General features: G+C 66.9%; 21 protein-coding genes. 17 read left to right on the forward strand and 4 right to left on the reverse strand.

Annotated elements, in window-relative coordinates:
• Positions 1–146: 146 nt before the first annotated feature.
• The 12 genes from KW835_RS06230 to mnhG all read left to right on the forward strand — a co-directional run bounded on the left by KW835_RS06230 (position 147) and on the right by mnhG (position 13,105).
• Positions 147–2,195 (forward strand): bifunctional 3-phosphoshikimate 1-carboxyvinyltransferase/cytidylate kinase, encoded by a 2,049-nt coding sequence (locus KW835_RS06230; protein WP_218381441.1) that lies wholly within the window; start codon positions 147–149, stop codon positions 2,193–2,195.
• A 207-nt stretch (positions 2,196–2,402) separates the two neighbouring features.
• The gene (rpsA, locus tag KW835_RS06235; protein WP_218381442.1) at positions 2,403–4,088 is read left to right on the forward strand and encodes a 30S ribosomal protein S1; all 1,686 of its coding nucleotides are present in this window, start codon (positions 2,403–2,405) and stop codon (positions 4,086–4,088) included.
• A 164-nt stretch (positions 4,089–4,252) separates the two neighbouring features.
• A complete protein-coding gene (locus tag KW835_RS06240) occupies positions 4,253–4,579 on the forward strand; it encodes an integration host factor subunit beta (protein ID WP_218381443.1) in 327 nt (108 codons plus the stop codon).
• Between the two features lie 215 nt (positions 4,580–4,794).
• Positions 4,795–5,130: a lipopolysaccharide assembly LapA domain-containing protein gene (locus tag KW835_RS06245; RefSeq protein ID WP_218381444.1), complete on the forward strand. Its 336-nt coding sequence runs from the start codon at positions 4,795–4,797 to the stop codon at positions 5,128–5,130.
• Positions 5,120–6,277, forward strand: a complete 1,158-nt coding sequence (lapB, locus tag KW835_RS06250) for a lipopolysaccharide assembly protein LapB (protein ID WP_218381446.1) — start codon at positions 5,120–5,122, stop codon at positions 6,275–6,277. The genes KW835_RS06245 and lapB overlap by 11 nt, the downstream gene beginning before the upstream one ends.
• Positions 6,278–6,325: 48 nt before the next feature.
• Entirely contained in the window at positions 6,326–6,754 is a 429-nt protein-coding gene (locus KW835_RS06255; RefSeq protein ID WP_218381448.1) for a helix-hairpin-helix domain-containing protein, read from the forward strand.
• Positions 6,755–6,870: 116 nt separating this feature from the next.
• Positions 6,871–9,831: a monovalent cation/H+ antiporter subunit A gene (locus KW835_RS06260; protein ID WP_218381449.1), complete on the forward strand. Its 2,961-nt coding sequence runs from the start codon at positions 6,871–6,873 to the stop codon at positions 9,829–9,831.
• Positions 9,822–10,187, forward strand: a complete 366-nt coding sequence (locus tag KW835_RS06265) for a Na+/H+ antiporter subunit C (RefSeq protein WP_218381451.1) — start codon at positions 9,822–9,824, stop codon at positions 10,185–10,187. Before KW835_RS06260 ends, KW835_RS06265 begins: the two co-directional genes overlap by 10 nt.
• Positions 10,184–11,908, forward strand: coding sequence for a monovalent cation/H+ antiporter subunit D (locus tag KW835_RS06270; protein ID WP_255593310.1), 1,725 nt, complete (start codon positions 10,184–10,186; stop codon positions 11,906–11,908). Before KW835_RS06265 ends, KW835_RS06270 begins: the two co-directional genes overlap by 4 nt.
• Positions 11,905–12,423: a Na+/H+ antiporter subunit E gene (locus tag KW835_RS06275; RefSeq protein WP_218381452.1), complete on the forward strand. Its 519-nt coding sequence runs from the start codon at positions 11,905–11,907 to the stop codon at positions 12,421–12,423. Before KW835_RS06270 ends, KW835_RS06275 begins: the two co-directional genes overlap by 4 nt.
• Positions 12,420–12,701, forward strand: coding sequence for a K+/H+ antiporter subunit F (locus KW835_RS06280; RefSeq protein WP_218381453.1), 282 nt, complete (start codon positions 12,420–12,422; stop codon positions 12,699–12,701). Before KW835_RS06275 ends, KW835_RS06280 begins: the two co-directional genes overlap by 4 nt.
• Positions 12,698–13,105 carry a monovalent cation/H(+) antiporter subunit G gene (gene mnhG, locus KW835_RS06285; protein WP_218381454.1) on the forward strand — a complete coding sequence of 136 codons (408 nt, stop codon included), beginning with the start codon at positions 12,698–12,700 and terminating at the stop codon, positions 13,103–13,105. Before KW835_RS06280 ends, mnhG begins: the two co-directional genes overlap by 4 nt.
• Before the next feature lie 258 nt (positions 13,106–13,363).
• Here mnhG and KW835_RS06290 read toward each other — a convergent pair whose 3' ends face one another.
• Both KW835_RS06290 and KW835_RS06295 read right to left on the reverse strand, forming a co-directional pair.
• Positions 13,364–17,014 (reverse strand): hydantoinase B/oxoprolinase family protein, encoded by a 3,651-nt coding sequence (locus tag KW835_RS06290; protein ID WP_218381456.1) that lies wholly within the window; start codon positions 17,012–17,014, stop codon positions 13,364–13,366.
• A 122-nt stretch (positions 17,015–17,136) separates the two neighbouring features.
• Complete coding sequence (locus KW835_RS06295) at positions 17,137–17,667, reverse strand: winged helix DNA-binding protein (protein WP_218381457.1); 531 nt, start codon at positions 17,665–17,667, stop codon at positions 17,137–17,139.
• Positions 17,668–17,853: 186 nt separating this feature from the next.
• Here KW835_RS06295 and KW835_RS06300 point away from each other — a divergent pair, with 186 nt between their 5' ends.
• The 5 genes from KW835_RS06300 to KW835_RS06320 all read left to right on the forward strand — a co-directional run bounded on the left by KW835_RS06300 (position 17,854) and on the right by KW835_RS06320 (position 22,405).
• Positions 17,854–18,873, forward strand: coding sequence for a TRAP transporter substrate-binding protein (locus KW835_RS06300; protein ID WP_218381458.1), 1,020 nt, complete (start codon positions 17,854–17,856; stop codon positions 18,871–18,873).
• Between the two features lie 19 nt (positions 18,874–18,892).
• Complete coding sequence (locus tag KW835_RS06305; protein WP_218381460.1) at positions 18,893–19,429, forward strand: TRAP transporter small permease; 537 nt, start codon at positions 18,893–18,895, stop codon at positions 19,427–19,429.
• Positions 19,430–19,627: 198 nt separating this feature from the next.
• Positions 19,628–20,938 (forward strand): TRAP transporter large permease, encoded by a 1,311-nt coding sequence (locus KW835_RS06310; protein ID WP_218381461.1) that lies wholly within the window; start codon positions 19,628–19,630, stop codon positions 20,936–20,938.
• 115 nt (positions 20,939–21,053) lie between these two features.
• Positions 21,054–21,440 carry a fluoride efflux transporter CrcB gene (gene crcB, locus KW835_RS06315; RefSeq protein ID WP_218381462.1) on the forward strand — a complete coding sequence of 129 codons (387 nt, stop codon included), beginning with the start codon at positions 21,054–21,056 and terminating at the stop codon, positions 21,438–21,440.
• A gap of 101 nt (positions 21,441–21,541) precedes the next feature.
• The gene (locus KW835_RS06320; RefSeq protein ID WP_218381464.1) at positions 21,542–22,405 is read left to right on the forward strand and encodes a TIGR00730 family Rossman fold protein; all 864 of its coding nucleotides are present in this window, start codon (positions 21,542–21,544) and stop codon (positions 22,403–22,405) included.
• A gap of 98 nt (positions 22,406–22,503) precedes the next feature.
• Here KW835_RS06320 and KW835_RS06325 read toward each other — a convergent pair whose 3' ends face one another.
• Both KW835_RS06325 and KW835_RS06330 read right to left on the reverse strand, forming a co-directional pair.
• Positions 22,504–23,538 carry a FecR domain-containing protein gene (locus tag KW835_RS06325; protein ID WP_218381466.1) on the reverse strand — a complete coding sequence of 345 codons (1,035 nt, stop codon included), beginning with the start codon at positions 23,536–23,538 and terminating at the stop codon, positions 22,504–22,506.
• 11 nt (positions 23,539–23,549) lie between these two features.
• Entirely contained in the window at positions 23,550–24,887 is a 1,338-nt protein-coding gene (locus KW835_RS06330) for a surface lipoprotein assembly modifier (protein WP_218381467.1), read from the reverse strand.
• Positions 24,888–24,992: the final 105 nt, after the last annotated feature.

The raw sequence follows: 24,992 nt of genomic DNA on the forward strand, positions 1-24,992 counted from the left end.
CGCCTGGGGCGCGCCGGTTTCGTAGGGCGTGACGGGTGCGCAGGGTTTGGCGGATGACCGCCACTGACTTGGCCTGCGGCCCTCGTGCTCTGGCTCAATTCACCGGGCTGGTTAATGCTCTTTTGAGCGATGGACGAATCACACTGATGTACAGCACTGTTTTCCTAGACCTGCCTCCCCTGCAAGCCGCTACGGGCGAAGTCCATCTGCCGGGCTCCAAGAGCATTTCCAACCGAGTGCTGCTGCTGGCGGCGCTGAGCAATGGCACCACCGCTGTGCACGACCTGCTGGCGTCGGACGATACGCGTGTGATGCTGGACGCGCTGCGCCAGATCGGGTGCGCCGTCGACGAGAGCGGCAGCACCGTGCACATCACCGGGCTGGGCGGCCGCGCGCCGCAGTCGCCTGCCAAGCTGTTCATGGGCAATGCGGGCACGGCCATGCGGCCGCTGACGGCGGCACTGGCGCTGCTGGGGGGCGAGTTCGAGCTGTCTGGCGTGCCCCGCATGCACGAGCGGCCGATTGGCGATCTGGTCGACGCGCTGCGCCAGTTGGGTTGCCGCATCGACTACCTGGGCAACGATGGCTACCCGCCGCTGCGCATTGCCCACGCCGACGGAGTGCCTGCGCTGGCGCTGGCCGCGCCGATCCGCGTGCGCGGGGATGTTTCGAGCCAATTCCTCACTGCCTTGCTCATGGCGCTGCCCCTGGCGGCGGCCACGCAGCCCATCACCATCGAGGTGGTGGGCGAGCTCATCTCCAAGCCCTACATCGCCATCACCCTGCAGCTGCTGGCGCGCTTCGGCATCGTGGTGGAGCACCAGAACTGGCAGCGCTTCACCATCCCGGCCGGCAGCCGGTACCAGTCGCCCGGCAGCATCCACGTCGAGGCAGACGCCTCCTCTGCTAGCTATTTCATAGCACTTGGCGCAATAGCACCTTGCGGCAGCGGCCCCAGCGACCCCAAGGGCATCAAGATCCGCGGCGTGGGGCTGGACTCGATCCAGGGTGACATCCGCTTTGTCGAAGCGGCCCGGGGCATGGGCGCGGTGGTCACCGGCGGGCCCAACTGGCTGCACATCGAGCGCGGAGCATGGCCGCTCAAAGCCATCGCGCTGGACTGCAACCACATCCCCGACGCCGCCATGACGCTGGCGGTGATGGCGTTGTATGCCGAGGGCACGACCACATTGACCAACATCGCCAGTTGGCGCGTGAAGGAAACCGACCGTATCGCCGCCATGGCCAACGAGCTGCGCAAGCTCGGCGCCACGGTCGAAGAAGGCGCCGACTTCATCCGCGTGACGCCGCCCGCGCACGGGCAGGACTGGAAAGCCGCCAGCATCCACACCTACGACGACCACCGGGTGGCCATGTGCTTCTCGCTCGCGGCCTTCAACCCCGCCCGGCTGCCGGTGCGCATCGAAGACCCCAAATGCGTGGCCAAGACCTTCCCCGACTATTTCGAGACGCTGTTCTCGGTGTCGCAAGCCCCTGCTGAAGACATCCCGGTGATCTGCATCGACGGGCCCACCGCCTCGGGCAAGGGCACCGTGGCCGCCGCCGTCGCCCGAAGGCTCGGCTACCGCTTCCTGGATTCGGGCGCCATGTACCGCATCACCGCGCTCGCGGCACTGCGCGCAGGCTTTGCCATCGACACCGCCCACGAGCCCCGCATCGCCGCCATGGCCCAGACGCTGCCCGTGCGGTTTGAAGGCGGCAAGGTGTGGCTGGGCGACGACGATGTGACCGAGGCGATCCGCACCGAAGAAGCGGGCATGAACGCCTCCCGCGTGTCCGCCCTGCCCTCGGTGCGCGAGGCGCTGGTGGATCTGCAGCACAGCTTTCGGCGCCTGCCCGGGCTGGTGGCCGACGGACGCGACATGGGCACCGTGATCTTCCCAGGAGCCCCTTTGAAGGTGTATCTGACAGCCAGCGCAGCCTGCCGCGCGGAACGCCGCCATAAACAGTTGATTTCAAAGGGTTTTTCAGCTAGTATCGAAGACCTTCGCGCGGACCTGGAGGCGCGCGACCTGCGGGACAGCTCCCGCCCGGTCGCACCGCTCAAGCCCGCGCAGGATGCTCTGGTCCTGGACAACTCCACCTTGACGATTGATGAAGCCGTCGATCAGGTGTTGGCCTGGTGGCAGGAGCGCCAGCCTTTTGCAGCAGTAGCAGCTGCTGCGCAAGGCTGAAACGTGCAGGGCCCTGGGTCGAACCAGGCCCCGCAGGCAGTGCCGCAAGGCCTTGCCACAGGCCCACGCAGCCCCTCCCGCGCGCCAGCGCACAGGTTGTGTGGATCGTTAACCTAACCCGCGGCTCAGCCGCAAAAAACCACCGCAAGCAGCTATAAAAACGGTAGCAATGGTGCTGCCGGAATCCTGTTTGTGGCAAGGAAACACATGTCCGAATCTTTTGCCGCCCTTTTTGAAGAATCCCTGCAGCGTACGGAAATGCGCCCAGGCGAAGTGATCACCGCTGAAGTCGTGCGCGTCGAGCACAACTTCGTCGTGGTCAACGCCGGCCTCAAGTCCGAAGCCTACGTGCCGCTGGAAGAGTTCAAGAACGACAAGGGCGAAGTCGAAGTCCAAGTGGGTGACTTCGTGTCGGTGGCCATTGGCTCCATCGAAAACGGCTACGGCGACACCATCCTGTCGCGCGACACCGCCAAGCGCCTGGCTTCCTGGATGAGCCTGGAAAAGGCCCTGGAATCTGGCGAATTCGTCACCGGCACCACGTCCGGCAAGGTCAAGGGCGGCCTCACGGTCCTGGTCAACGGCATCCGCGCATTCCTGCCCGGTTCGCTGATCGATACGCGTCCGATCAAGGATCTGACGCCGTACGAAAACAAGACCATGGAATTCAAGGTCATCAAGCTCGACCGCAAGCGCAACAACGTGGTGCTGAGCCGCCGCGCCGTGGTGGAAGCCTCCATGGGCGAAGAGCGCGCCAAGCTGATGGAAACCCTCAAGGAAGGCTCCATCGTGCAGGGCGTGGTCAAGAACATCACCGAATACGGTGCGTTCGTGGACCTGGGCGGCATCGACGGCCTGCTGCACATCACCGACATGGCATGGCGCCGCGTGCGTCACCCCTCTGAAGTGGTGACGGCTGGCCAGGAAATCACCGCCAAGATCCTGAAGTTCGACACCGAGAAGAACCGTGTCTCGCTGGGTCTGAAGCAAATGGGCGACGACCCATGGATGGGCGTGAACCGCCGCTACCCACAAGGCACCCGCCTGTTCGGCAAGATCACGAACATCGCCGACTACGGCGCGTTCGTCGAACTCGAACCCGGCATCGAAGGCCTGGTGCACGTCTCCGAAATGGACTGGACCAACAAGAACATCGCTCCCGCCAAGCTGGTTTCGCTGGGCGACGAAGTCGAAGTCATGGTCCTGGAAATCGACGAAGACAAGCGCCGCATCAGCCTGGGCATGAAGCAGTGCAAGGCCAACCCATGGCAGGAATTCGCACAGGACACCAAGCGCGGCGACCGCGTCAAGGGTCCTATCAAGTCGATCACCGACTTCGGCGTGTTCGTGGGCCTGGCTGCCGGTATCGACGGCCTGGTGCACCTGTCCGACCTCTCGTGGAACGAACCCGGCGAAGCCGCTGTTCGCAACTACAAGAAGGGCCAGGAAGTGGAAGCCATCGTGCTGGCCGTGGACGTGGACCGCGAGCGCATCTCGCTGGGCATCAAGCAGCTTGATGGCGACCCATTCACGACCTTCGTGACCGTGAACGACAAGGGCCAGACGGTGACCGGCAAGGTCAAGACCGTGGACGCCCGTGGCGCTGAAATCGACCTCGGCGAAGACATCGTGGGCTACCTGCGCGCTTCGGAAATCTCCCGCGACCGCGTGGAAGATGCCCGCAACGTGCTCAAGGAAGGCGACGAAGTCACGGCCGTGGTGGTCAACGTGGATCGCAAGACCCGCAACATCCAGCTGTCGATCAAGGCCAAGGACATGGCCGACCAGCAAGAAGCCATGTCGAACCTGTCGCAACAGTCGGCCCGCGAAAGCGCCGGCACGACCAGCCTGGGCGCCCTGCTGCGCGCCAAGCTGGACAACTCGGAAAAGTAAAGCGCTGACCCCAGCGGGAAGGATCTGCGCGAATCGGGCCATGCCGTGATTCGCACAGGACTTTCCTGAAGGTCAGACAGCGGGCGCCTCGGCGCCCGCTCTTTTTTCAAGAAGAAGAGACAACCCTTTGCCCACCGGCACTCGCGCCTATGTCCCAAGACTCCATGACCCGCTCAGACCTGGTTGAAGAACTGGCCGCACGATTTGGCCAACTCACCCACCGCGATGCCGAATTCGCCGTCAAGACGATCCTGGACGCCGTGGGCGACGCGCTGGTGCGCGGGCACCGCATCGAGATCCGGGGCTTTGGCAGCTTCTCGGTCAACCACCGTCCGCCCCGCATGGGCCGCAACCCCCGCAGCGGCGAGGCCGTCGCCATCCCCGAAAAGCGCGTGCCGCACTTCAAGCCGGGCAAGGCCCTGCGCGAAGCCGTCGACAAACGCACGGCCGAGCTGGAAGAAATCGCCGCCCCGGCAAATAATCAAGATTGATAGCAGATACCGCTTGCCAGGTAAGCGGTATCTGCCTGTTGGACACACAAAATCCATTGGGCATGCCGCCAGTTGCCGGCATGGTTTCACCAGCCGCACCACCGGCAACACGCCAAGGTGCCAATGCACCCGAAGTTTTGGCTCGACGCTGCGGCACGATGTCCCGGGAAGACCTTGGACACCCTCTTAGAATCGCCCCACCACTGGGGAGACCGATGAAATACCTCCTGTGGCTGCTCAAGGCAGCCATTTTTTTTACGCTCTTCGCCTTCGCGCTGAACAACCAGCAGGATGCGACCGTGCATTTCTTCTTTGGCACCCAATGGCGAGCCCCGCTCGTGCTGGTGGTGCTGACCGCCTTCTCCGCCGGACTTGCGGTCGGGGTGCTGGGCATGGTGCCGCGCTGGTGGCGCCATCGTGCGGCAGCACGGCGCGCACAGGCCATCGCCGCCAGTGCCGCGCCCTCGGCCCTAGCCACGGCTGCGGCTGCCACCAGCACGCCGCCCGCGCCTCCTCCACCGCCTGACCTGCCCTCCGTCCATGGAATTTGACCTGACCTGGATCCTGCTGGGCCTGCCCGTCGCCTTCGTGCTGGGCTGGCTGGCCTCGCGCTTCGACCTGCGCCAGCTGCGGGCCGAAAACCGCCGCGCGCCCAAGGCCTATTTCAAGGGTCTGAATTTCCTGCTGAACGAGCAGCAGGACCAGGCCATCGACGCCTTCATCGAGGCCGTGCAGAACGACCCCGACACCTCGGAGCTGCACTTCGCCCTGGGCAACCTGTTTCGCCGCCGCGGCGAATACGACCGCGCAGTGCGCGTGCATGAACACCTGCTGTCCCGCGGCGACCTCTCCCGCACCGACCGCGAGCGCGCCCAGCATGCACTGGCGCTCGACTTCCTCAAGGCGGGCCTGCTGGACCGCGCGGAAGATGCGCTGCAGCGTCTGGAGAGCACGCCTTTCGAGGCGCAGGCCCGCATGGCACTGCTGGCCATCTACGAAAGATCACGCGACTGGCCCCATGCCGCCACCATTGCCCGCAAGATGCACGACGCCGACCAGGGCGACTTCAGCACCCGCCAAGCCCACTACCTGTGCGAGCAGGCGCTCGCCTTGAGCGGTCAGGGCGACCTCGCGGGGGCGCAAACCCTGCTGGAACAGGCTGTCGCCGCAGCACCGCAAGCTGCCCGCGCCCGCATCGAGCTGGCACGGCTGCAGCGCATGATGGGCCGCCCCGCCGACGTGCTGGCCACGCTGCGCACCCTGGGCGAGCGCAACCCCGCTGCCATCCCCCTGGCGGCACCCATGATGGTGGAGGCTGCCACCACCGCACGGCGCGTGCCCGAAGTGCAGGCGCTGCTGCAGGCGCACTACACACAGGCCCCTTCGCTGGACGTACTGGAAGCCATTGTTGCCCTGGAAACAGCCGACGAAGCCACTCGCAGCACGGCGCGGCAACGCTATGTGCAACATCTGGACAAAGAGCGCTCGCTGGTGGCCGCCGCCAAGTGGCTGGCCGGCGAGAAGCTGGAACACGAGGAATTCCACCCCCAGGTACAGCGTGCGCTCGAGCATGCGGTCAAGCCGCTCACGCGCTACCGCTGCGCAGCCTGCGGCTTCGAGGCGCGCCAGCACTTCTGGCAGTGCCCCGGCTGCCAGACCTGGGACAGCTACCCGGCGCGCCGCGTCGAAGAACTCTGACGCGCGCTCACCCCAGAGCCCACGGCGCACCGCCCACAGGAAACCTCCATGCTCAAGAAACTGCTGCTGCTCATCGCCACCCTGTGCGCCACCGCCACGTTCGCGGCCGTGGATGTGAACACCGCGACCGAGGCCGATCTCGATGGCATCAAGGGCATCGGCCCGGGCCTGTCCGGCCGCATCCTTGAAGAACGCAAAAGCGCGCCCTTCAAGGACTGGAGCGACTTCATCGGCCGCGTGGGCGGCGTCGGCAACAAGAGCGCGGTCAATTTTTCAAGGGAAGGCCTGACGGTCAACGGCAAGAAGTACAGCGCCGCCGCAGCCGCCAAGGCGCAAGCCAAGTCCCAAGCCAGCCACAGCGCGCATTCCAAGAAGACGGCGGGCACTGCGCACGAGCGCAAGCAGTCGCAGACCCCTGTGGTCCCGCCTGAAGCCGCAGGCGCGCCGGCCGCAGCCGCCAGCGCTAGCAAAAACTAAGCACACTCTCCAAGCTGCAAGCCCGCCAGCGCGGGCTCGTTTTTGCTGCACTATCGGCGGCGCAACGGCCGGACCCAGGCAGGGTCTTTGAAACATGCCCCTAAAATCGTTCGGGCATGCCCCTGATCACCCTCATCCTTCTTCCCTTCATCGGCAGCCTGCTTGCGGCAGTGCTGCCCGCCAACGCACGCAACACCGAGTCCACGCTGGCCGGCCTCATCGCCGTGTTCTGCACCGTGCAGGTGGCGCTGTGTTTTCCGCAGATTGCGGACGGCGGCGTGCTTCGGCAAGACATCGAGTGGCTGCCCGCGCTGGGCCTGAACCTCGTCATCCGCATGGACGGCTTTGCGTGGATGTTCTGCATGCTGGTGCTGGGCGTGGGCAGCCTGGTGGTGCTGTATGCGCGCTATTACATGTCGGCGGCGGACCCGGTGCCGCGCTTCTTCTCGTTCTTTCTTGCGTTCATGGGGGCCATGGTGGGCGTGGTGCTGTCGGGCAACATCGTCCAGATCGCGTTCTTCTGGGAGCTGACCAGCCTGTTCTCGTTCCTGCTGATCGGCTACTGGCACCACCGCAAGGACGCGCGGCGGGGCGCTCGCATGGCGCTCACCGTGACCGGCACCGGCGGTCTGGCCATGCTGGCGGGCATGCTGGTGCTGGGCCACATCGTGGGCAGCTACGACCTCGACCACGTCCTGGCGGCGGGCCAGCTCATCCAGAACCACCCGCTGTACACCACTGCGCTGGTGCTGATCCTGCTGGGCGCGCTCACCAAGAGCGCGCAGTTCCCCTTCCACTTCTGGCTGCCCAACGCCATGGCCGCGCCCACGCCCGTGTCGGCATATCTGCATTCGGCCACCATGGTCAAGGCCGGCGTGTTCTTGCTGGCACGCCTGTGGCCCGCGCTGGCGGGCACGGAGCAGTGGTTCTGGCTGGTGGGCGGCGCGGGGCTGTGCACACTGCTCGTGGGCGGCTACGCGGCCATGTTCCAGAACGACCTCAAGGGGCTGCTGGCCTACTCCACCATTTCGCACCTGGGCCTTATCACGCTGCTGCTGGGCCTGAACAGCCCGCTGGCAGCCGTAGCCGCTGTCTTTCACATCATGAACCACGCCACCTTCAAGGCGTCGCTCTTCATGGCAGTGGGCATCGTCGACCACGAAAGCGGCACGCGCGACATCCGGCGGCTCTCTGGCCTGCGCCGCATGATGCCCATCACCGCCACGCTGGCCATGGTGGCGAGCGCGGCCATGGCAGGTGTGCCACTGCTCAACGGTTTTCTGTCCAAGGAAATGTTCTTTGCCGAAACCGTGTACGTGAACACCACGCCGCTGCTCGAATGGCTGCTGCCTGTGGCGGCCACCATGGCTGGCGTTTTCAGCGTGGCCTATTCGCTGCGTTTCACGGTGGACGTTTTCTGGGGCCCTGCGGCCACCGACCTGCCCCACGACCCGCATGAGCCCCCGCACTGGATGCGCGTGCCGGTCGAGCTGCTGGTGCTGGCCTGCCTGGTGGTGGGCGTGCTGCCCGCCTGGTCCGTGGGCGAATACCTGGCTGCCGCTGCACGGCCCGTGGTGGGCGGCGAGCTGCCCGTGTACAGCCTGGCCGTTTGGCATGGCTTCAACACACCGTTCGTGATGAGTCTCATCGCGCTGGGTGGCGGCATTGCGCTGTACATGCTGCTGCGCCGCCAGCGCGAGAACGGCACGGTGGACGCACCACCGCTCATGTACCGCATCAACGGGCAGCGCATCTTTGAGCACACCCTGGCCCTGGTCAGCCAGGCGGGCCGCCACGGCCGCAGGCTGCTGGGCACCGGGCGGCTGCAGTGGATGATGCTGTGGCTGGTCAGCGCCGCGCTGCTGGCCTGCGTGCTTCCGCTGTGGTCGCGCGGCCTGCCCATCGGCGACCGCGCGCAATTGCCGCTGTCACCCGCCTTCGCCATGCTGTGGCTGCTGGGCGGCGTGTGCGCCATGGCGGCGGCCTGGCAGGCCAAGTACCACCGGCTGGCGGCCCTCACGCTGCTGGGCGGCTCCGGCCTGTGCGTATGCCTGACCTTCCTGTGGTTCTCGGCGCCCGACCTGGCCCTCACGCAGATCGTGGTGGAGATCGTCACCACCATCCTCATCCTGCTGGGCCTGCGCTGGCTGCCGCGTCGCGACGAGGCGCTGCGCAAGCCCACGCTGGCCGAAGAGCGCCGCACTCAGTTGCGCCGCTACCGCGACATGGCGCTGGCACTGACCGCCGGCGCGGGCATGGCGCTGCTGTCCTTCGCGATGATGAGCCGCCCCTTCCCCGGCAGCACCTCGACCTTCTTCCTCGAACACGCGCTCAATGAAGGCGGCGGGACCAACGTGGTCAACGTCATGCTGGTGGACTTCCGGGGCTTCGACACCTTCGGCGAGATCGTCGTGCTGGGCATCGTGGCGCTCACCGTGTATGCGCTGCTGCGGCGCTTCCGCCCGGCCCGCGAGGTGATGGACCTGCCGCCCCAGCAGCGCGCGCTGCCGGCCGATGTGGACACCGACCTGTCCAACCCGCGCCAGACCGCCGACACCGCCGTGGGCTACCTCATGGTGCCCGCAGTGCTGGTGCGCCTGATGCTGCCTTTTGCGACCCTGGTGTCCATGTACCTCTTCATGCGCGGCCACAACGAGCCCGGCGGCGGCTTCGTGGCGGGGCTGGTGTTCTCGGTGGCGCTGCTGCTGCAGTACATCGTCTCGGGTACGTCTTGGGTAGAGGCGCACCTGCCGCTGTACCCGCGCCGCTGGATCGGCGTGGGCCTGCTGGCCGCGCTGGCCACGGGCCTGGGCGCCTGGGCCTGGGGCTACCCGTTCCTGACCAGCCACACGGCCCACCTGCACCTGCCCGTCGTGGGCGAGGTGCATGTGGCCAGCGCGCTGTTCTTCGACATCGGCGTGTTCACCCTGGTGGTGGGCTCGACCATGCTCATCCTCACCGGCATCGCCCACCAATCGGTGCGCAGCCACCGCTACAACAATGCGCGCCCGACCGAAGAGGCCCAGGCCGCAGAGCCCCCCGCCATCGCAACGCAAGGAGAAGGCCCATGGAACTGATACTGGCCCTCGCCATCGGCGTGCTCACCGGCTCGGGCGTGTGGCTGCTGCTGCGGCCCCGCACCTTCCAGATCATCATGGGGCTGTCGCTGCTGTCGTACGCTGTCAACCTGTTCATCTTCAGCATGGGCCGCCTGGGCCTGGCCATCGACAAGGAACCCGTGCTCCAGCCCGGCCTGCCCAAGGACCTGGCCCACTACGCCGACCCCATGCCCCAGGCACTCACGCTCACGGCCATCGTGATCGGCTTTGCCATGACCGCGCTGTTCCTGGTGGTGCTGCTCGCATCGCGCGGCATGGCAGGCACCGACCATGTGGATGGCAGCCGCGCCAAGGATGCGCAGGAGATGCCATGACGGGGACAGGTTTCACCGCCACGCTCGCGGCATCGCTGATGCCGCACCTGATCCTCGCGCCCATCGCCCTGCCCATGCTCACTGCCGGGCTGATGCTGCTGCTGCGCGAGGAGCGCCAGCGCACCAAGGTGACGCTCAACATCGCCTCCACTGTGCTGGGCCTCGTGATCGCGGTGCTGCTGCTGGTGCAGGCCAAGGACCCCGGGCTGCCGGGCAGCCTGGGCGTGTACCTGCCGGGCAACTGGCCTGCGCCGTTTGGCATCGTGCTGGCCATCGACCGGCTCTCGACCATGATGCTGGTGCTGTGCAGCACCGTGGCGCTGGCCACCGTGCTGTTCTCGGCGGCCCGCTGGCACCGGGCGGGGGTGCACTTTCATCCTCTGTTCCAGTTCCAGCTCATGGGGCTGGCGGGTGCGTTCCTCACGGCCGACCTGTTCAACCTGTTCGTGTTCTTCGAGATCATGCTGGCGGCCTCCTACGGGCTGCTGCTGCACGGCTCGGGCCGCCCGCGCGTGTCGGCGGGGCTGCACTACATCGCCATCAACCTCGCGGCCTCGTCGCTGTTCCTCATCGGCGTGTCGATGCTGTACGGCATCACCGGCACGCTGAACATGGCGGACCTGGCGCGCAGCATCGCGGGCGTGGCGGCGTCCGATCGCGGTCTGCTGCATGCGGCGGCGGCCATCCTGGCGGTGGCGTTCCTCATCAAGGCCGCCGTGTGGCCGCTCAACTTCTGGCTGGTGCCAGCCTACAGCGCCGCCACGGCGCCGGTAGGCGCACTGTTCGCGCTCATGACCAAGGTGGGCGTGTACAGCGTGCTGCGGCTGTGGACGCTGCTCTTTGGCGCCGAGGCCGGCGAATCGGCCCAGTTCGGCAGCCAGTGGCTCATCGTCGGCGGCATGCTCACCATGGCGTTCGGCGCCATCGGCATGCTGGGCTCGCAGCGGCTGGGCAACCTGGCGGGGTTCGCGGCCATCCTGTCGTCGGGCACGCTGCTGGCGGCGGTGGGCTTCGGGCAGAACCTGCTCACCGCAGGGCTGCTGTACTACCTGCTCAGCTCGACGCTGGCCGTGAGTGCGCTGTTCCTGCTGACCGACCTGATCGACCGCTGGCGCAACGACGGCTCCAACCTCGCCGCCTACGAGCAGACCGACGACGCGCCTTTTCTTTCGGCCGACCTCGTACCCACCGAAGGCATCAATCTCGACGACCGCGAAGAGGCGCTCATCGGCCAGGTGATCCCGGCCGCCGTTGCCTTCCTGGGCCTCGCTTTCATGGCCTGCACGCTGGTCATCGCGGGGCTGCCGCCCCTGCCGGGCTTCGTGGGAAAGTTCGCCATGATCCATGCCCTGTTCAACCCGCTGGGCCTCGCCGCTTCTCAAGGCTTTCAGCTCGGGACGGCGGGATGGGCGCTGGTGGCGCTGCTCGTTGCCACAGGCCTGCTGGCGCTGCTGGCCTTGACGCGTGCCGGCATCCGCCACTTCTGGGCCGCGCATGACCGCTCGGCCCCCAAGCTCATGGTGCTGGAGGGCCTGCCCATCGCCCTGCTGCTCACCGCCTGTGCGGTGCTGGTGTGGCAGGCCGGCGCGGTGATGCGGTACACCCAGGCCACCGCCGATGCGCTGCACGCGCCCGCCGGCTACGTGCGCGCCGTGATGGCGGCAGAGCCCGTGCCCAACCCGCCCAAGCCTGCCACAGCACCCGGGAGCACCACGCCATGAAGCCGACGCCTATCTCCCCACGCCCGTTCAAGCGGCTGGTGCCCGCACCGCTGCTCTCGCTGGCGCTGCTGGGCCTGTGGCTGCTGCTCAACCGCAGCCTGAGCGCCGGGCACGTCGTGCTGGGCGGCGTGCTCGGGCTCGCCATTCCGCTGCTCACGGCCGGGCTGCGCCCGCTGCCGGTGCGCATCCGCAAGCCCGGCGCGGTGCTGCGCCTGGCGTTCACCGTGGTGGCAGACACCACGCGCTCCAACCTGGCCGTGGCGCGGCTGCTGCTGGCGCCGGGCCGCCGGCGGCACCCGTCGGGCTTTGTGCACATCCCCCTTGATGTGCGCGACCCCAACGCGCTGGCCGTGCTGGCCATGATCGTCTGCATCACCCCCGGCACCGCCTGGGCCGAGCTGTCGCTGGACCGCAGCGTGTTGCTGCTGCATGTGCTGGAGCTAGACGACCCGGCCACCGTGATCGCCGAGGTCAAGCAGCGCTACGAAGCCCCGTTGATGGAGATTTTCGAATGACCACACCCGTCCTGAGCTGGGCCCTGCCCGTGGCGCTCTTCATGCTGGCGCTGGCCATGGGCTGCGCGCTGATCCGTTTGCTCAAGGGCCCCTCGGCGCAAGACCGCGTGCTGGCGCTCGACTGCATGTACCTGAGCGGCATGCTCGTGATGCTGGTGCTGGGCCTGCTGTACGGCAGCAAGAACTACTTCGAGGCCGCGCTGCTGCTGGCGCTGTTCAGCTTCGTGGGCTCGATGGCCATGGCCAAGTTTCTGCTGCGCGGCGAGGTGATCGAATGACGGACGCCGCCACCGCCACCCTGCCCCTGTGGCTGGAGATCATCGTGGCCGTGCTGGTGCTCGCAGGTGCCGCACTGGCCCTGCTGGGCTCCTCGGGCCTGCTGCGCCTGCCCACGTTCTTCGAGCGCGTACACGCGCCGTCCATCATCGCCACGCTGGGATGCTGGCTGATCATGCACGGCACGGTGCTGTACTTCTCCGTGGCCGACCGCAGCCTGGCGCTGCATGCGCTCCTGATCGCCGTGTTCGTTGCGATCTCGGTGCCCATCATGTCCATCTTCCTGATGCGCGCGGCGCTGTTCCGCGCGCGGCAGATGGGCCACCCACCGGTGCCGCCCACGCTGAGCCAGCCCAGGCCGGAGCCCGATCCGGCATCGGCGTCGCCCGAGGACGTGCGCGTCTGACGCTCCTGATTTAGTAGCTGCTGGCGCTTGCGGATCCGGCGGTAGAACCTGTTGGGCTTGAGGGCTTGAGGGCTTGAGGGCTTGAGGGCCTGAGGGCCAGTTGGACCGGTTCGGCTACGGGCCTCGCGCCTCCACCCGTTCGGGCTGAGCTTGTCGACGCCGGGGCCGGCCCCCCGATCGCGCAAGGCTTCGACAAGCTCAGCCCGAACGGACCAGGGAATACGACGCCCGAGGCCCGCTCATCAGGGAGCTTGTCCCTTACCTCGAGCCGGTAGCCCCGAACCCGCCGCCGCCCGGCGTGTGGATCTCGAACACATCGCCCGGCTGCATCTCGGCCTGGCCGATATGGTCCAGCAGCTCGGTCTTGCCGTTGCTGCGCACCACCTTGTTGATGCCCACCGCGCCCGCGCCGCCGCCGGCCATGCCGAACGCGCCGTGATGGCGGCCGTTGGAGAGGATGCTGGCCGTCATCGGCTCGAGGAAGCGCACCCGGCGAATGCCACCATCGCCGCCCTTGTACTGCCCGGCGCCGCCCGAGCCCTTGCGGATCTCGTAGCCCTCCAGCCGCACCGGAAAGCGGAACTCCAGGATTTCCGGGTCCGTCAGGCGCGAATTGGTCATGTGGCACTGCACCACGCTCGTGCCCGCAAAGCCGCCCGTGAGCTGGCCCGCCGCATCCCACACGCCGCCCGCACCGCTGCCGCCGGAGATGGTCTCGTAGTACTGGTACTTCGCACTGCCGAAGGTGAAGTTGTTCATGGTGCACTGCCCCGCCGCCATCAGACCCAGAGCGCCATAGAGCGCATTGGTGATGCAGGTGGAGGTTTCCACATTGCCCGCCACCACCGAGGCCGGCGGGTTGGGGTTGAGCATGCAGCCCTGCGGGATGATGACCTTGAGCGGTTTGAGGCACCCCGCATTGAGCGGAATGTCGTCCTGCACCAGCGTGCGGAACACGTACAGCACTGCGGCCATGCACACCGCCGTGGGCGCGTTGAAGTTGTTCACCTGCTGCGCACTGGTGCCGGTGAAGTCGATCTCGGCGCTGCGGCTCGCCGCATCCACGCGCACGGCCACCGTGATCTGCGCACCGTTGTCCAGCGGCAGCGTGAACTGCCCGTCCTTGAGCCGCGTGATCACACGGCGCACGGACTCTTCGGCGTTGTCCTGCACGTGGCGCATGTAGGCCTGCACGACGGGCAGGCCGAACTCGCCCACCATGCGGCGCAGCTCCTGCTGGCCCTTTTCATTCGCGGCGATCTGCGCGCGCAGGTCGGCCATGTTCTGCTGCGGGTTGCGCGAGGGGTATTCACCGCTTTCCAGCAGCGCGACCATCTCGACCTCGCGCAGCACGCCGCGCTCGACCAGCTTCACGTTGTTGATCTGCACGCCCTCTTCCTCGATGCGCGTGGAGAACGGCGGCATGGAGCCCGGCGTGGTGCCGCCCACATCGGCATGGTGGCCCCGGCTGCCAACGTAGAAGGTGGGCTCGGCGTCGCCTTCGATGTAGACCGGCGTGATGACGGTGATGTCCGGCAGGTGAGTGCCGCCGTGGTAGGGGTCGTTCAGCACGAACACATCGCCCGGCTGCATGCGGCCGACGTTGTCCCGAATCACTGTCTTGATGCTCTCGCCCATGGAGCCAAGGTGCACCGGCATGTGCGGCGCGTTGGCGATCAGGTTGCCCTGGGCATCGAACAGCGCGCAGCTGAAATCCAGCCGCTCCTTGATGTTCACCGAGTACGCCGTGTTCTGCAGCTGCAGCCCCATCTGCTCGGCGATGTTCATGAACAGGTTGTTGAAGACTTCCAGCAGCACCGGGTCCACCGTGGTGCCCACGGCGTGCTGCACTGCGCGCGCCACGGTGCGGTCCAGCAGCAGGTGGTCCAGGTCGGTCAGTTGCGCCTGCCAGCCGGGTTCGACGATGGTGGTGGCGTTCTTCTCGGCAATGATGGCCGGGCCGGGGACCACATCGCCCGGGCGCAAGTCCTCGCGCACCACCAGCAGGGCGCTGTGCCACGTCGGCACACCATCGACGCCGCCGGTGTACATGCGCACCATGCCGCGGTGCGGCGTCTCACGCGGTGGCTGCAGCGCGTGGCGTGGCTCTACGGGCGCGTCGCCAGCGACCACGGCCTCGACCGACGCGGCTTCCACCACCAAGCCCTTGCCTTGCATGAGGAAAGCAAAGCGCTGGCGGTAGGCGCTTTCAAACGCCGCGGTGATCTCGGCCTGCGAACCGAAGGGGACGATGAGCGCCGAGTCGCTGCCCTCGTAGCGCACATGCACCCGTCGGTGCACCACGGCCGTGCTGCTGCCGGCCTGCTGGCGCTCCAGTTCGGTGCGCGCGGTGGCGGCCAGTGCGTCCAGCGTGGCCTCGATACCCGGCAATGCGTCCGGCGCCAGCTTGATTTCCACCGCCTCTTCACGGATCACGTTCTGGTCGGCCAGGCCCATGCCGTAGGCGCTGAGCACGCCCGCCAGCGAGTGCACGAACACCCGCGTCATGCCCAGGGCATCGGCCACCAGGCAGGCGTGCTGGCCGCCCGCACCACCAAAGCACTGCAGCGTGTAGCGCGTGACGTCGTAGCCGCGTGCCACGCTGATCTTCTTGATGGCGTTGGCCATCTGCTGCACGGCGATCTGGATGAAGCCGTGGGCCACGTCCTCCTGCGAGCGGCCGCTTTGCACCGCCAGCTGCGCAAACTTCTGCGCCACCACGTCGCCGTCGAGCGCCTCGTTGGCCGCATGACCGAACACGTGGGGGAAGTGCGCGGGCTGGATCTTTCCGACCATCACGTTCGCATCCGTTACAGCCAGCGGGCCGCCACGGCGGTAGCTGGCCGGGCCGGGGTTGGCGCCAGCGCTCTCGGGGCCGACACGAAAGCGCGCCCCGTCGAATCCCAGGATGGAGCCACCGCCGGCGGCCACCGTGTGGATGCTCATCATCGGCGCGCGCATGCGCACGCCGGCCACTTGCGTCTCGAACTCGCGCTCGAATTCCCCCGCGTAGTGGCTCACGTCGGTGGAGGTGCCGCCCATGTCAAAGCCGATGACTTTCGCGTGCCCCGCCAGCCCCGCCGTCCGGGCCATGCCCACGATGCCGCCGGCCGGCCCGGACAGGATCGCGTCTTTCCCCTGGAAGGTGTTCGCATCCGTGAGGCCGCCCGATGACTGCATGAAGAACAGCGCAACCCCCGGCATCTCGCTGGCTACCTGCTCCACATAGCGCCGCAGGATGGGCGAGAGGTAGGCGTCCACCACCGTGGTGTCGCCGCGGCTCACGAACTTCATCATGGGACTGGTCTGGTGCGAGGCGCTCACCTGCGTGAAGCCCGCTTCCCGCGCGAGACGCGCTGCGGCCTGCTCGTGCGCGGTATAGCGGTAGCCGTGCATGAACACGATGGCCACGCTGCGCAGCCCGGCGTCATACGCGGCCCACAGCCGCTCCTTGAGGTGGGCCTCGTCCAACGGTTCGATGATGTCGCCCTGCGCGCCCACGCGCTCCTGCGCCTCGATCACGCGGCTGTAGAGCAGCTCGGGCAGCACGATGTGGCGGTCGAACAGACGAGGCCGGTTCTGGTACGCAATGCGCAGCGCATCCTTGAAGCCCCGCGTGGTCACCAGCAGCGTAGGCTCGCCCTTGCGCTCCAGCAGTGCGTTGGTCGCCACCGTGGTGCCCATCTTCACGCACTCGACCAGTGCCGGCGTCACCGGCTCACCGGCCTTCAAACCCAACAGGTGGCGGATGCCGGCCACCGCCGCGTCCTTGTATTGCTCGGGATTTTCGGACAGCAGCTTGTGCGTGACCAGCGTGCCGTCCGGCCGCTTGCCCACGATGTCGGTGAAGGTGCCGCCCCGGTCGATCCAGAACTGCCAGCGGGAGAGTGGGGAGGGTTGATTGGACATGGTTGCTATTGTTTTGGTAGCTTCTCGCGCTCAGCCATCAAGCGCCAGGGCATGATTTCATGAAGAAAAAATTGGCGGACCTGCGCCGTGCTTTGCTCTGCCTTGCCTTGTACCAAGCGCCGCTACAGCGACGCCGCCGAGCGAGCTGCCTGGTCGTACATGCCCGAGAGCACACGCAGCAAGCGGGCCAGTTCGCCGATGTCGCGGTTCAAGGAGTCGTCGGCGTGCAGCGCATCGATGAGGCAGCTCTCGCGGATCTCGCGGTAGCGCTGCACATAGGCACGGCCCACATCGGTGGCGGCGTAGGTTACGTCCTTGCCGTTCTTCTGCGATGCGACCACGCCCAGGTTCTGCAGCTTCTTGAGTGAGTAGTTCACCAGGTGCGTGTCCTCCACGTTCATGATGAAGCAGATGTCGGCCAGCCGCTTGTCGCGCGCGCGGTGCGTGACGTGGTGCAGCACCAGTACATCCAGGGGCGTGAGGTCCTTCAGGCCCGCCGCCGCCATGCAGTGCACCACCCAGCGGTGAAAGGCATTGCCCGCCACGATGAGCCCGAATTCGAACTCGCTCATCTCCGCACTCTGCGCCGACACGAGGTGCGCAGACGACACGATGGGGCCGGAATCGCCCTTGGCCTTGGAGCCGGATTTCATGATGGACAGCAAACCTTCAGGAGATGGAAAAACTGGCACGGGATATGCAAGCCATTGTAGGCACCATGACAATGATTTGTTGGCAATTTGTCAGCGTTTAGGCAAAACACCTATGTCGCCACGGGTTGATTTCTATACAGTCGCCGACAGTTCCCACCCCCACGTTCTTACCTGCGGAGTTCCCTCATGAAGCGTCGAATTTTCTCTGCCACTGCGCTCGGCCTGGCCCTGGCCTCCAGTCTCACCGCCCCTTCGGTGATGGCCCAGACCAAGTGGGACCTGGCCGCCGCCTACCCGGTGAGCAACTTCCACACCGAGAACCTGATGCAGTTCGCCAAGGACGTGGACGCGGCCTCCGGCGGCAAGCTCAAGATCACCGTGCACGCCAATGCGGCGCTGTTCAAGGCCAACGAGATCAAGCGCGCCGTGCAGGGCGGGCAGGCACCGGCCGGCGAAGTCCTGCTGGGCAACTTCGAGAACGAGAACGCGCTGTACGGCGTCGACGGCATCCCCTTCCTGGCCACTTCGTACGGCGACTCCAAGCGCCTGTACGACGCGCAAAAGCCCTACCTCGACAAGCTTCTGGGCACGCAAGGCATGAAGCTCTTGTACGCGGTGGCCTGGCCGCCGCAAGGCATCTATTCGAAGAAGGAGCTGGCCTCGGTGGCTGACCTGCGCGGCATCAAGTGGCGCGCCTACAGCCCCGCCACCGCCAAGATCGCCGAGCTGATCGGCGCGCAGCCCGTCACCATCCAGGCGGCCGAGCTGTCGCAGGCGCTGGCCACGGGCGTGGTCGAAGCGACCATGACATCGGGCTCCACAGGCTACGACAGCAAGATCTACGAGAGCATCAAGCTCTTTCACGACACCCAGGCCTGGCTGCCCAAGAACGCGGTCATCGTGAACAAGAAAGCTTTCGATGCGCTGGACAAGCCCAGCCAGGACGCGCTGCTCAAGGCCTCGGCCGAGGCCGAGTCGCGCGGCTGGAAGCTCAGCGAGGAAAAGACCGAGTGGTACAAGAAGGCACTCACCGAAAAGGGCATGAAGATCGTCACGCCCGCGCCCAAGCTCATGGCCGACATGCGCCAGGTCGGCGAGATCATGCTGGCCGACTGGCTCAAGAAGGCCGGCCCCGACGGCGAGGCCATCATCGCGAGCTACCGCAAGAGCAGCCCCGCCGCCACCGCCACGCAGGCCAAGAAGTAAACAGGCCGGCAAGACCACCATGCTGCGCCGCTGGCTCGACCGCATCTACCTCGCCGCTGGCGCCCTGGGCGCCGCGTTCATCGCGCTGATCTGCATCCTCATGATTGCCCAGAGCATCATGCGCGAGGTGGGCCTGCGCACCGGCGCCATCAATGACATCGTCGCCTGGTTTTGCGCGGCGGCGGCCTTCTTCGCGATGGCCCATGCCTTCAAGCACGGCGACTTCGTGCGGGTGACGCTGCTGCTGGAGAAGCTGCCCCCCCGCCGCTGCCGCCAGCTCGAAGTGGTGTCGCTCGCCATCGCATCGGTCGCCGTGGGCTACCTGATGTGGGCGGCCTGCAGCTACACCTATGAGAGCTGGGAGTTCAACGACATGGCCCAGGGCCTGCTGCCGGTGCCAATGTGGATCCCGCAACTGAGCTTTGCGATCGGCTCGGTGCTGCTGTGGGTGGCGGTGGTGGACGAATTCATCATCGTGCTGCGCGGCGGTGTGCCGACCTTCGTGCGGGCGGTGGAAGAGCGCCACGCCAAGGGCGACTTCTCCTCTGATATCTAGGAAGCCCCCCTGAGGCGCTGCGCGCCTTCCCCCCTGAGGGGGGACGCACCCGGTGGCCTGGCGGAGCCAGTTCCACGGGTGCGCTGGTATGGGGGTGCGCCGATTTTTGCGGTGGGTGGGAAAGCGTGCCGCAGTGAGTGAATACCGATAACAACAGGTCGCGTGGGACGTCCGTCCTTGCGGCCCAGAAAGTTCGATATGGATATCTTGATGGTGGGTGGCGTGTTGCTGCTGCTCATGCTGGTGCTGCTGTCCGGCGGCGTGTGGATTGCAATGACGCTGGCGATCTGCGGGTGGGTGGGGCAGGCGTTCTTCACGTCCACGCAGCCGGCCAAGAACTTGTTCTCGGCGTTCTGGGAAAGCAATGCGAGCTGGGAGCTGGCCGCCCTGCCGCTGTTCATCTGGATGGGCGAGATTCTGTTTCGCACCAAGCTCAGCGAAGAGATGTTCGAAGGTCTGCGCCCGTGGCTCAACCGCGTGCCGGGGCGGCTGATGCACACCACCATCCTGGGCTGCGGCATCTTCGGCTCGGTATCGGGCTCGTCGGCCGCGACCTGCGCCACCATCAGCAAGGTGGCCCTGCCCGAGCTGATGAAGCGCGGCTACGACGAGAAACTGGCCCTTGGCTCACTGGCCACGGCCGGCACGCTGGGCATCCTGATCCCGCCGTCGATCACCATGGTGGTGTATGCGGTGGCGGCCGATGCGTCGATCATCCGCATCTTTCTCGCGGGCTTCCTGCCCGGCATCTTGCTGATGCTGCTGTTCTCGGGCTACATCGGCTGGTGGAGCCTGCGCAACCCCGACAAGGTGCCTGCGGCCGACCCGCCCAGCACGCTGCGCGAGAAGATCCGCAAGTCGGGCAACCTGATACCCGTGGGTGTGCTCATCGTGTTCATCGTGGCGGTGCTGGTCACGGGCTATGCCACGGCCACTGAGTGCGCGGCGTACGGTGTGGTGGGCTCGCTGGGCCTGGCGCTGTGGAGCCGCTCGCTCACCTGGCAGAACTTCAAGGATGGGCTGATGGGCACCACGCGCACCAGCTGCATGATCATGTTCATCCTGGCGGGCGCGGCGTTTCTCACCAAGACCATGGCCTTCACCGGCATCCCGCGCGAGCTGGCCGAATGGGTCAACGCGATGCACCTGTCGCCGTTCGCGCTCATCAGCGTGCTGGTCATCGTGTACCTCGTGCTGGGCACGGCGCTCGACGGCATCAGCATGATCGTGCTGACCAGCGCCGTGGTGCTGCCCATGATCCAGCAGGCCGGGTTCGACCTGATCTGGTTCGGCATCTTCATCGTGCTGCTGGTGGAGATCGCCGAGGTCACGCCGCCTGTGGGCTTCAACCTCTTCGTGCTGCAGAACATGACGGGCAAGGACAGCAACACGATTGCGCGCGCTGCGATCCCGTTCTTCCTGTGCCTGGTGGTGTGCATCGCGATCATCACGATCTTTCCGCAGATCGTGACCGTCCTTCCTGACCTTGTCATGGGCGCGGAGAAGTAGCCCCCTGAGGCGCTTCGCGCCCTCGCCGAAGTCGCCTGCGGTGCACGCATCAGCGCCTCTGCACAGGCACGCCATCGCCGACAATGGCGCCCATCGAGTTTTCAGGAGTCTTTGCATGCTCGCAGTGGTCGCCATCTGTATTGGAGCCAGCGTGGGCGCGCTGGCGCGCTGGCGGCTGGGGATGTGGCTCAACACGGCAGGGGCGCTTCTGCCCTGGGGCACGCTGGCAGCGAACCTGATCGGGGGGTATCTGGTGGGGGTGTGCGTAGCCGTGTTCCAGGCCATGCCGCAGCTCGACCCGGTGTGGCGGCTCGCGCTGGTCACGGGCTTCCTGGGCGGGCTCACCACGTTCTCCAGCTTCTCTGCCGAGGTGGTGGGCATGCTGGTGCAGCAGCGCTATCTGCTGGCGCTGGGCACCACGGCGGTGCATCTGTTCGGATCGCTGACACTCACCGTACTGGGCATGCACACCGCTACGCTATTGATAGCATCACGCGCCTGATCCTGCGTGATAATCGGCGCTACGGCGGCCCTATCACCGCTTTGCCCCGGCCGACAAAGGCCACGCACGGGGTCGCCGCGTTTGTTTTCCGGAACCGCCCCATGGACGCCAACACCCAACTCAACGAACGCCGCCTGGCCGATGCCTGGGCGGAGCTGCAAAGCCATGCCGCCAACGGCAACCCGCTGCACGCCGATGCCTACCGCTTGGCCTTTGCCGACCCCGAATTCCTGTTCCGCCGCGAGACGCGCGGCATCCGGTTCCAGCTGGAGATGCTCAAGCCCGACCTGGGCCAGATGGAGCAAGGCATCGAGAACACCATCGTCGTCTACGGCAGCGCGCGCTTCATCGCCCCCGATGAAGCCGACGCCCAGTTGCTGGAAGCCGAGGCCAGTGGCGACGAAGTGCGCTTGCAACGTGCCCGCCTGGCGGTGCGCAACGCCCGGTACTACGACCTCGCACGCCAGTTCGCGCGCCTGGTGGCCGAGCACAGCGAGCGCCAGCAGCCTGCCGACCGCATCTACATCTGCACCGGCGGCGGCCCCGGCATCATGGAGGCGGCCAACCGCGGCGCGCACGATGCAGGCGCCCTGAACGTGGGCCTGAACATCGCCCTGCCCCACGAGCAAAGCGGCAACCGCTTCATCTCGCCCACGCTTTCCTTCAAGTTCCATTACTTCGCGCTGCGCAAGATGCACTTCATGATGCGGGCGAAGGCGCTGGTGGCCTTCCCTGGCGGCTTCGGCACGCTGGACGAGCTGTTCGAGGTGCTTACGCTCGTACAGACCAAGAAGGCCAAGCCCGTGCCCATTGTGCTGTTCGGCACGGACTACTGGAAGCGCCTCATCAACTTCGAGGTGCTGGTCGAGGAAGGCACCATCTCGGCGCAGGACCTGGGCCTGTTCCACTACACCGACGACCCGCAGGAAGCCTGGGGCCTGATCAAGTCGTTCTACCAGCTTTGAACGGGTGACGCCGCACTGAAGCACCACTCCAGGCGGACAGTCGCCCTTTCGCCCCTTGGCCCGTCCCCCCGGGCGGACCTGCGGCCTGGGCCGCACCGTCAGCGGATGACGGGAGGCGGTGGCGGGGGCAGCCTGATCGGCGGCAGCACGATGACGGGCCGCACGATGGGTGGCAGGACCACGATGGGAGGTCGCGTCGGAGGCGTTGCTGGCGGTGCGGTGGTTCCGGGGGGTCTTGTGGAGGGCGGCTGCCCGGGCGTGCCCGTGACCGGCGGCGGCGGCACTGGGGGAACGGACGGGTCCGGGGCCGGTACGGTCGTGGCGGGCGGAGGCGGCGCTGCAGGGCCGGGTGGCGGCACCGACGGCGCCGGGCTGCCGATAGGTGGCGGCACGGGGACGGCGGGCGCCGTCGACAGCCGGTCACCCAGCGTTTCACCCATGACAAACGGCACGGGCGGCGGCGGCAGGGGCAGCACCGCTCGGGTGTGCGTGTATAGCGGCAACTGGCTGCCGGACACCACGCGCACCGATTCACCCGCCTTGACGCCCACGCAGCCAGCGTCGGTGCAGACCTCGATCTCGTCCTGCTCACCCGACACCACCAGTTCGCCGTCCGCATTGAAGGCGATGAGGAATGCAGAGCCGCGGATCCCCACGACCGCCGTCGGCGTGGTGACCTTGTAGTTGCGTGGATCGCGCTTGCCGATGAGTCCCGTGACCGCGCGCATGCCACCGCGCAGCAGGCTCACCGCGAAGTGGTCTTCGGGCGCCGCGCCTGCGTTGGCTGCAACTGCGGCAGTTGCGGTGCTGGCGTTGATGGCAGCCGTGCCTGCGCCGGCAGCATTGCCTGCATCCGCATAGCGCGTGACCGTGAACTGGGAGTCCGGGTACAACGCCACCAGCCCGCCATCGGAGAAACGGATCTGCGCGCGGCCCGCGGGACCGGTGACGATCACATCGCCACTCTCCACCTCAGCGCCCTTGGTGGCCGCCTGCTCGGCAGCGCCCCTGCGCAATTGCACTTCACCCGTGACGAACTGCACGAGCCCCGCTGCGGCCAAACCCTGCAGAGGCCATGCGGCCGCAACGGCCACCCACAGCGCCAGCCGGGAAGAAGGAAATTTGGACTGCATCTGGGACCCCCTCAGAACTCGCGCCGTACGGTGACGGACAACACGCGCCGGTCGTAGTCGGTGATCGGCAGCGTGGACGCGTTGCGCGTGACCGCCCACTGCGGCGTGATGCGCCAGCCGGGGGCGGGCACCCATGACAGCCCCACCACCGCGTAGCTCTGGCGGTCACGCCGAGTCACACCGAAGAAGGGGTCGGCGGCGTCGTAGCGGCGCCGCTCATGGTTCAGGTGCGCGAAGGCCGCCCAGTCGGCGCTGATGGCCCACTGCACGCCGCCCCGCAGCCCCACCACGTGGTGCCCCAGGTGGGCGACGTCGCTGGCACGGGGGTCTTCCTGCCCGGCATAGGCCCCGGCGTAGTACAGGCTGCCGTTGCGCAGGATGTGGACATACGACGTGCCGCCCACAGTGCGGCGCGCATTGCGCAGCGACTGTGTGGGATAGCGCAAGTCCTGAACCTGCAGGAAGGTGTCCCATTGCCGGAAGCCGTCGAGCCGGTAGATCCATTCACCCAGCACCCCACTGGTATTGCGCAGCGTGTCGCCGTCCAGCCGGTAGGTGGCGCCCTGCGCGCTCAGCATCCATTCGTTGCGCTCCACGCGATAGGCCACGCCGGCGCTGGCATCCAGCTGGGTGCTGTCGTAAGGCTTGCCCGCATCGGAGTACCCGCGCGCCTCGGCGGTGGCGGCACCGATCAGTGACCAGCGCGAATCCAGCACATGCCGCCCGCGAATGTTGCCCAGCACGGCGGCATACGAGGCACGCTGTGCCTCGGCCCCGGGGGCCAGCGACCAGGCCGGGGTGCCCGGCGGCGACAGCGCGGGCGCATCGATGCCCGGGCCCGCGTTGGCGTTGGAGTCGCGGCCCACGGTGAGCTCGACATGGCCCTTCCAGGTGGAGCGGCCTTCGTGGCCCATGCGGTCGTACGAGACGAGGAACTGGTCGATGCTGAGAGCCGCATCCACCGGGATGCCCGCTGCGCGCACGCGTTCGGAGACGGCCTGAGCCCCTTTCTTGTCGCCCACCGCGTGCAGCGCGCGGCCCAGTTCCCACTGCGCCTGCACATTGTCCGGCTGGGCGGCCACCACGCGCTCCCAGGCCATCACGGCCCGGCTGTACTGGCCTGCGGCGTGGGCGGCACTGCCCATGGCGGTGTCGAAGGCAGGGTCGCCGGCGCGCTGGGCCTCCTGGGCATCCAGCATGTCGAAGGCTCGCCGGGCGTCGCCCTGCTGCAACAAAGCCCGCGCCTGGGCGAGCAGGTCGTCCGCGTGAAGAAATGCCCCGGGAGCCCCCACCAGGAATGAGAGCACGGCCAGGCTGCGCGCGCGCCGGAACCAGTTTGGAACGCTCATGTCAGCCCCCTCGGTCGAATGAGGGCAATCTACTACGTTTTGCCGCGCTTGCTCAGCCCCTCAAGCCCTGATGGCCGCACAGGCCTGGCTGTGCGTGCGCAGCAC

The organism is Acidovorax sp. sic0104 (genome assembly GCF_019219095.1).
GTDB lineage: Bacteria > Pseudomonadota > Gammaproteobacteria > Burkholderiales > Burkholderiaceae_C > Acidovorax.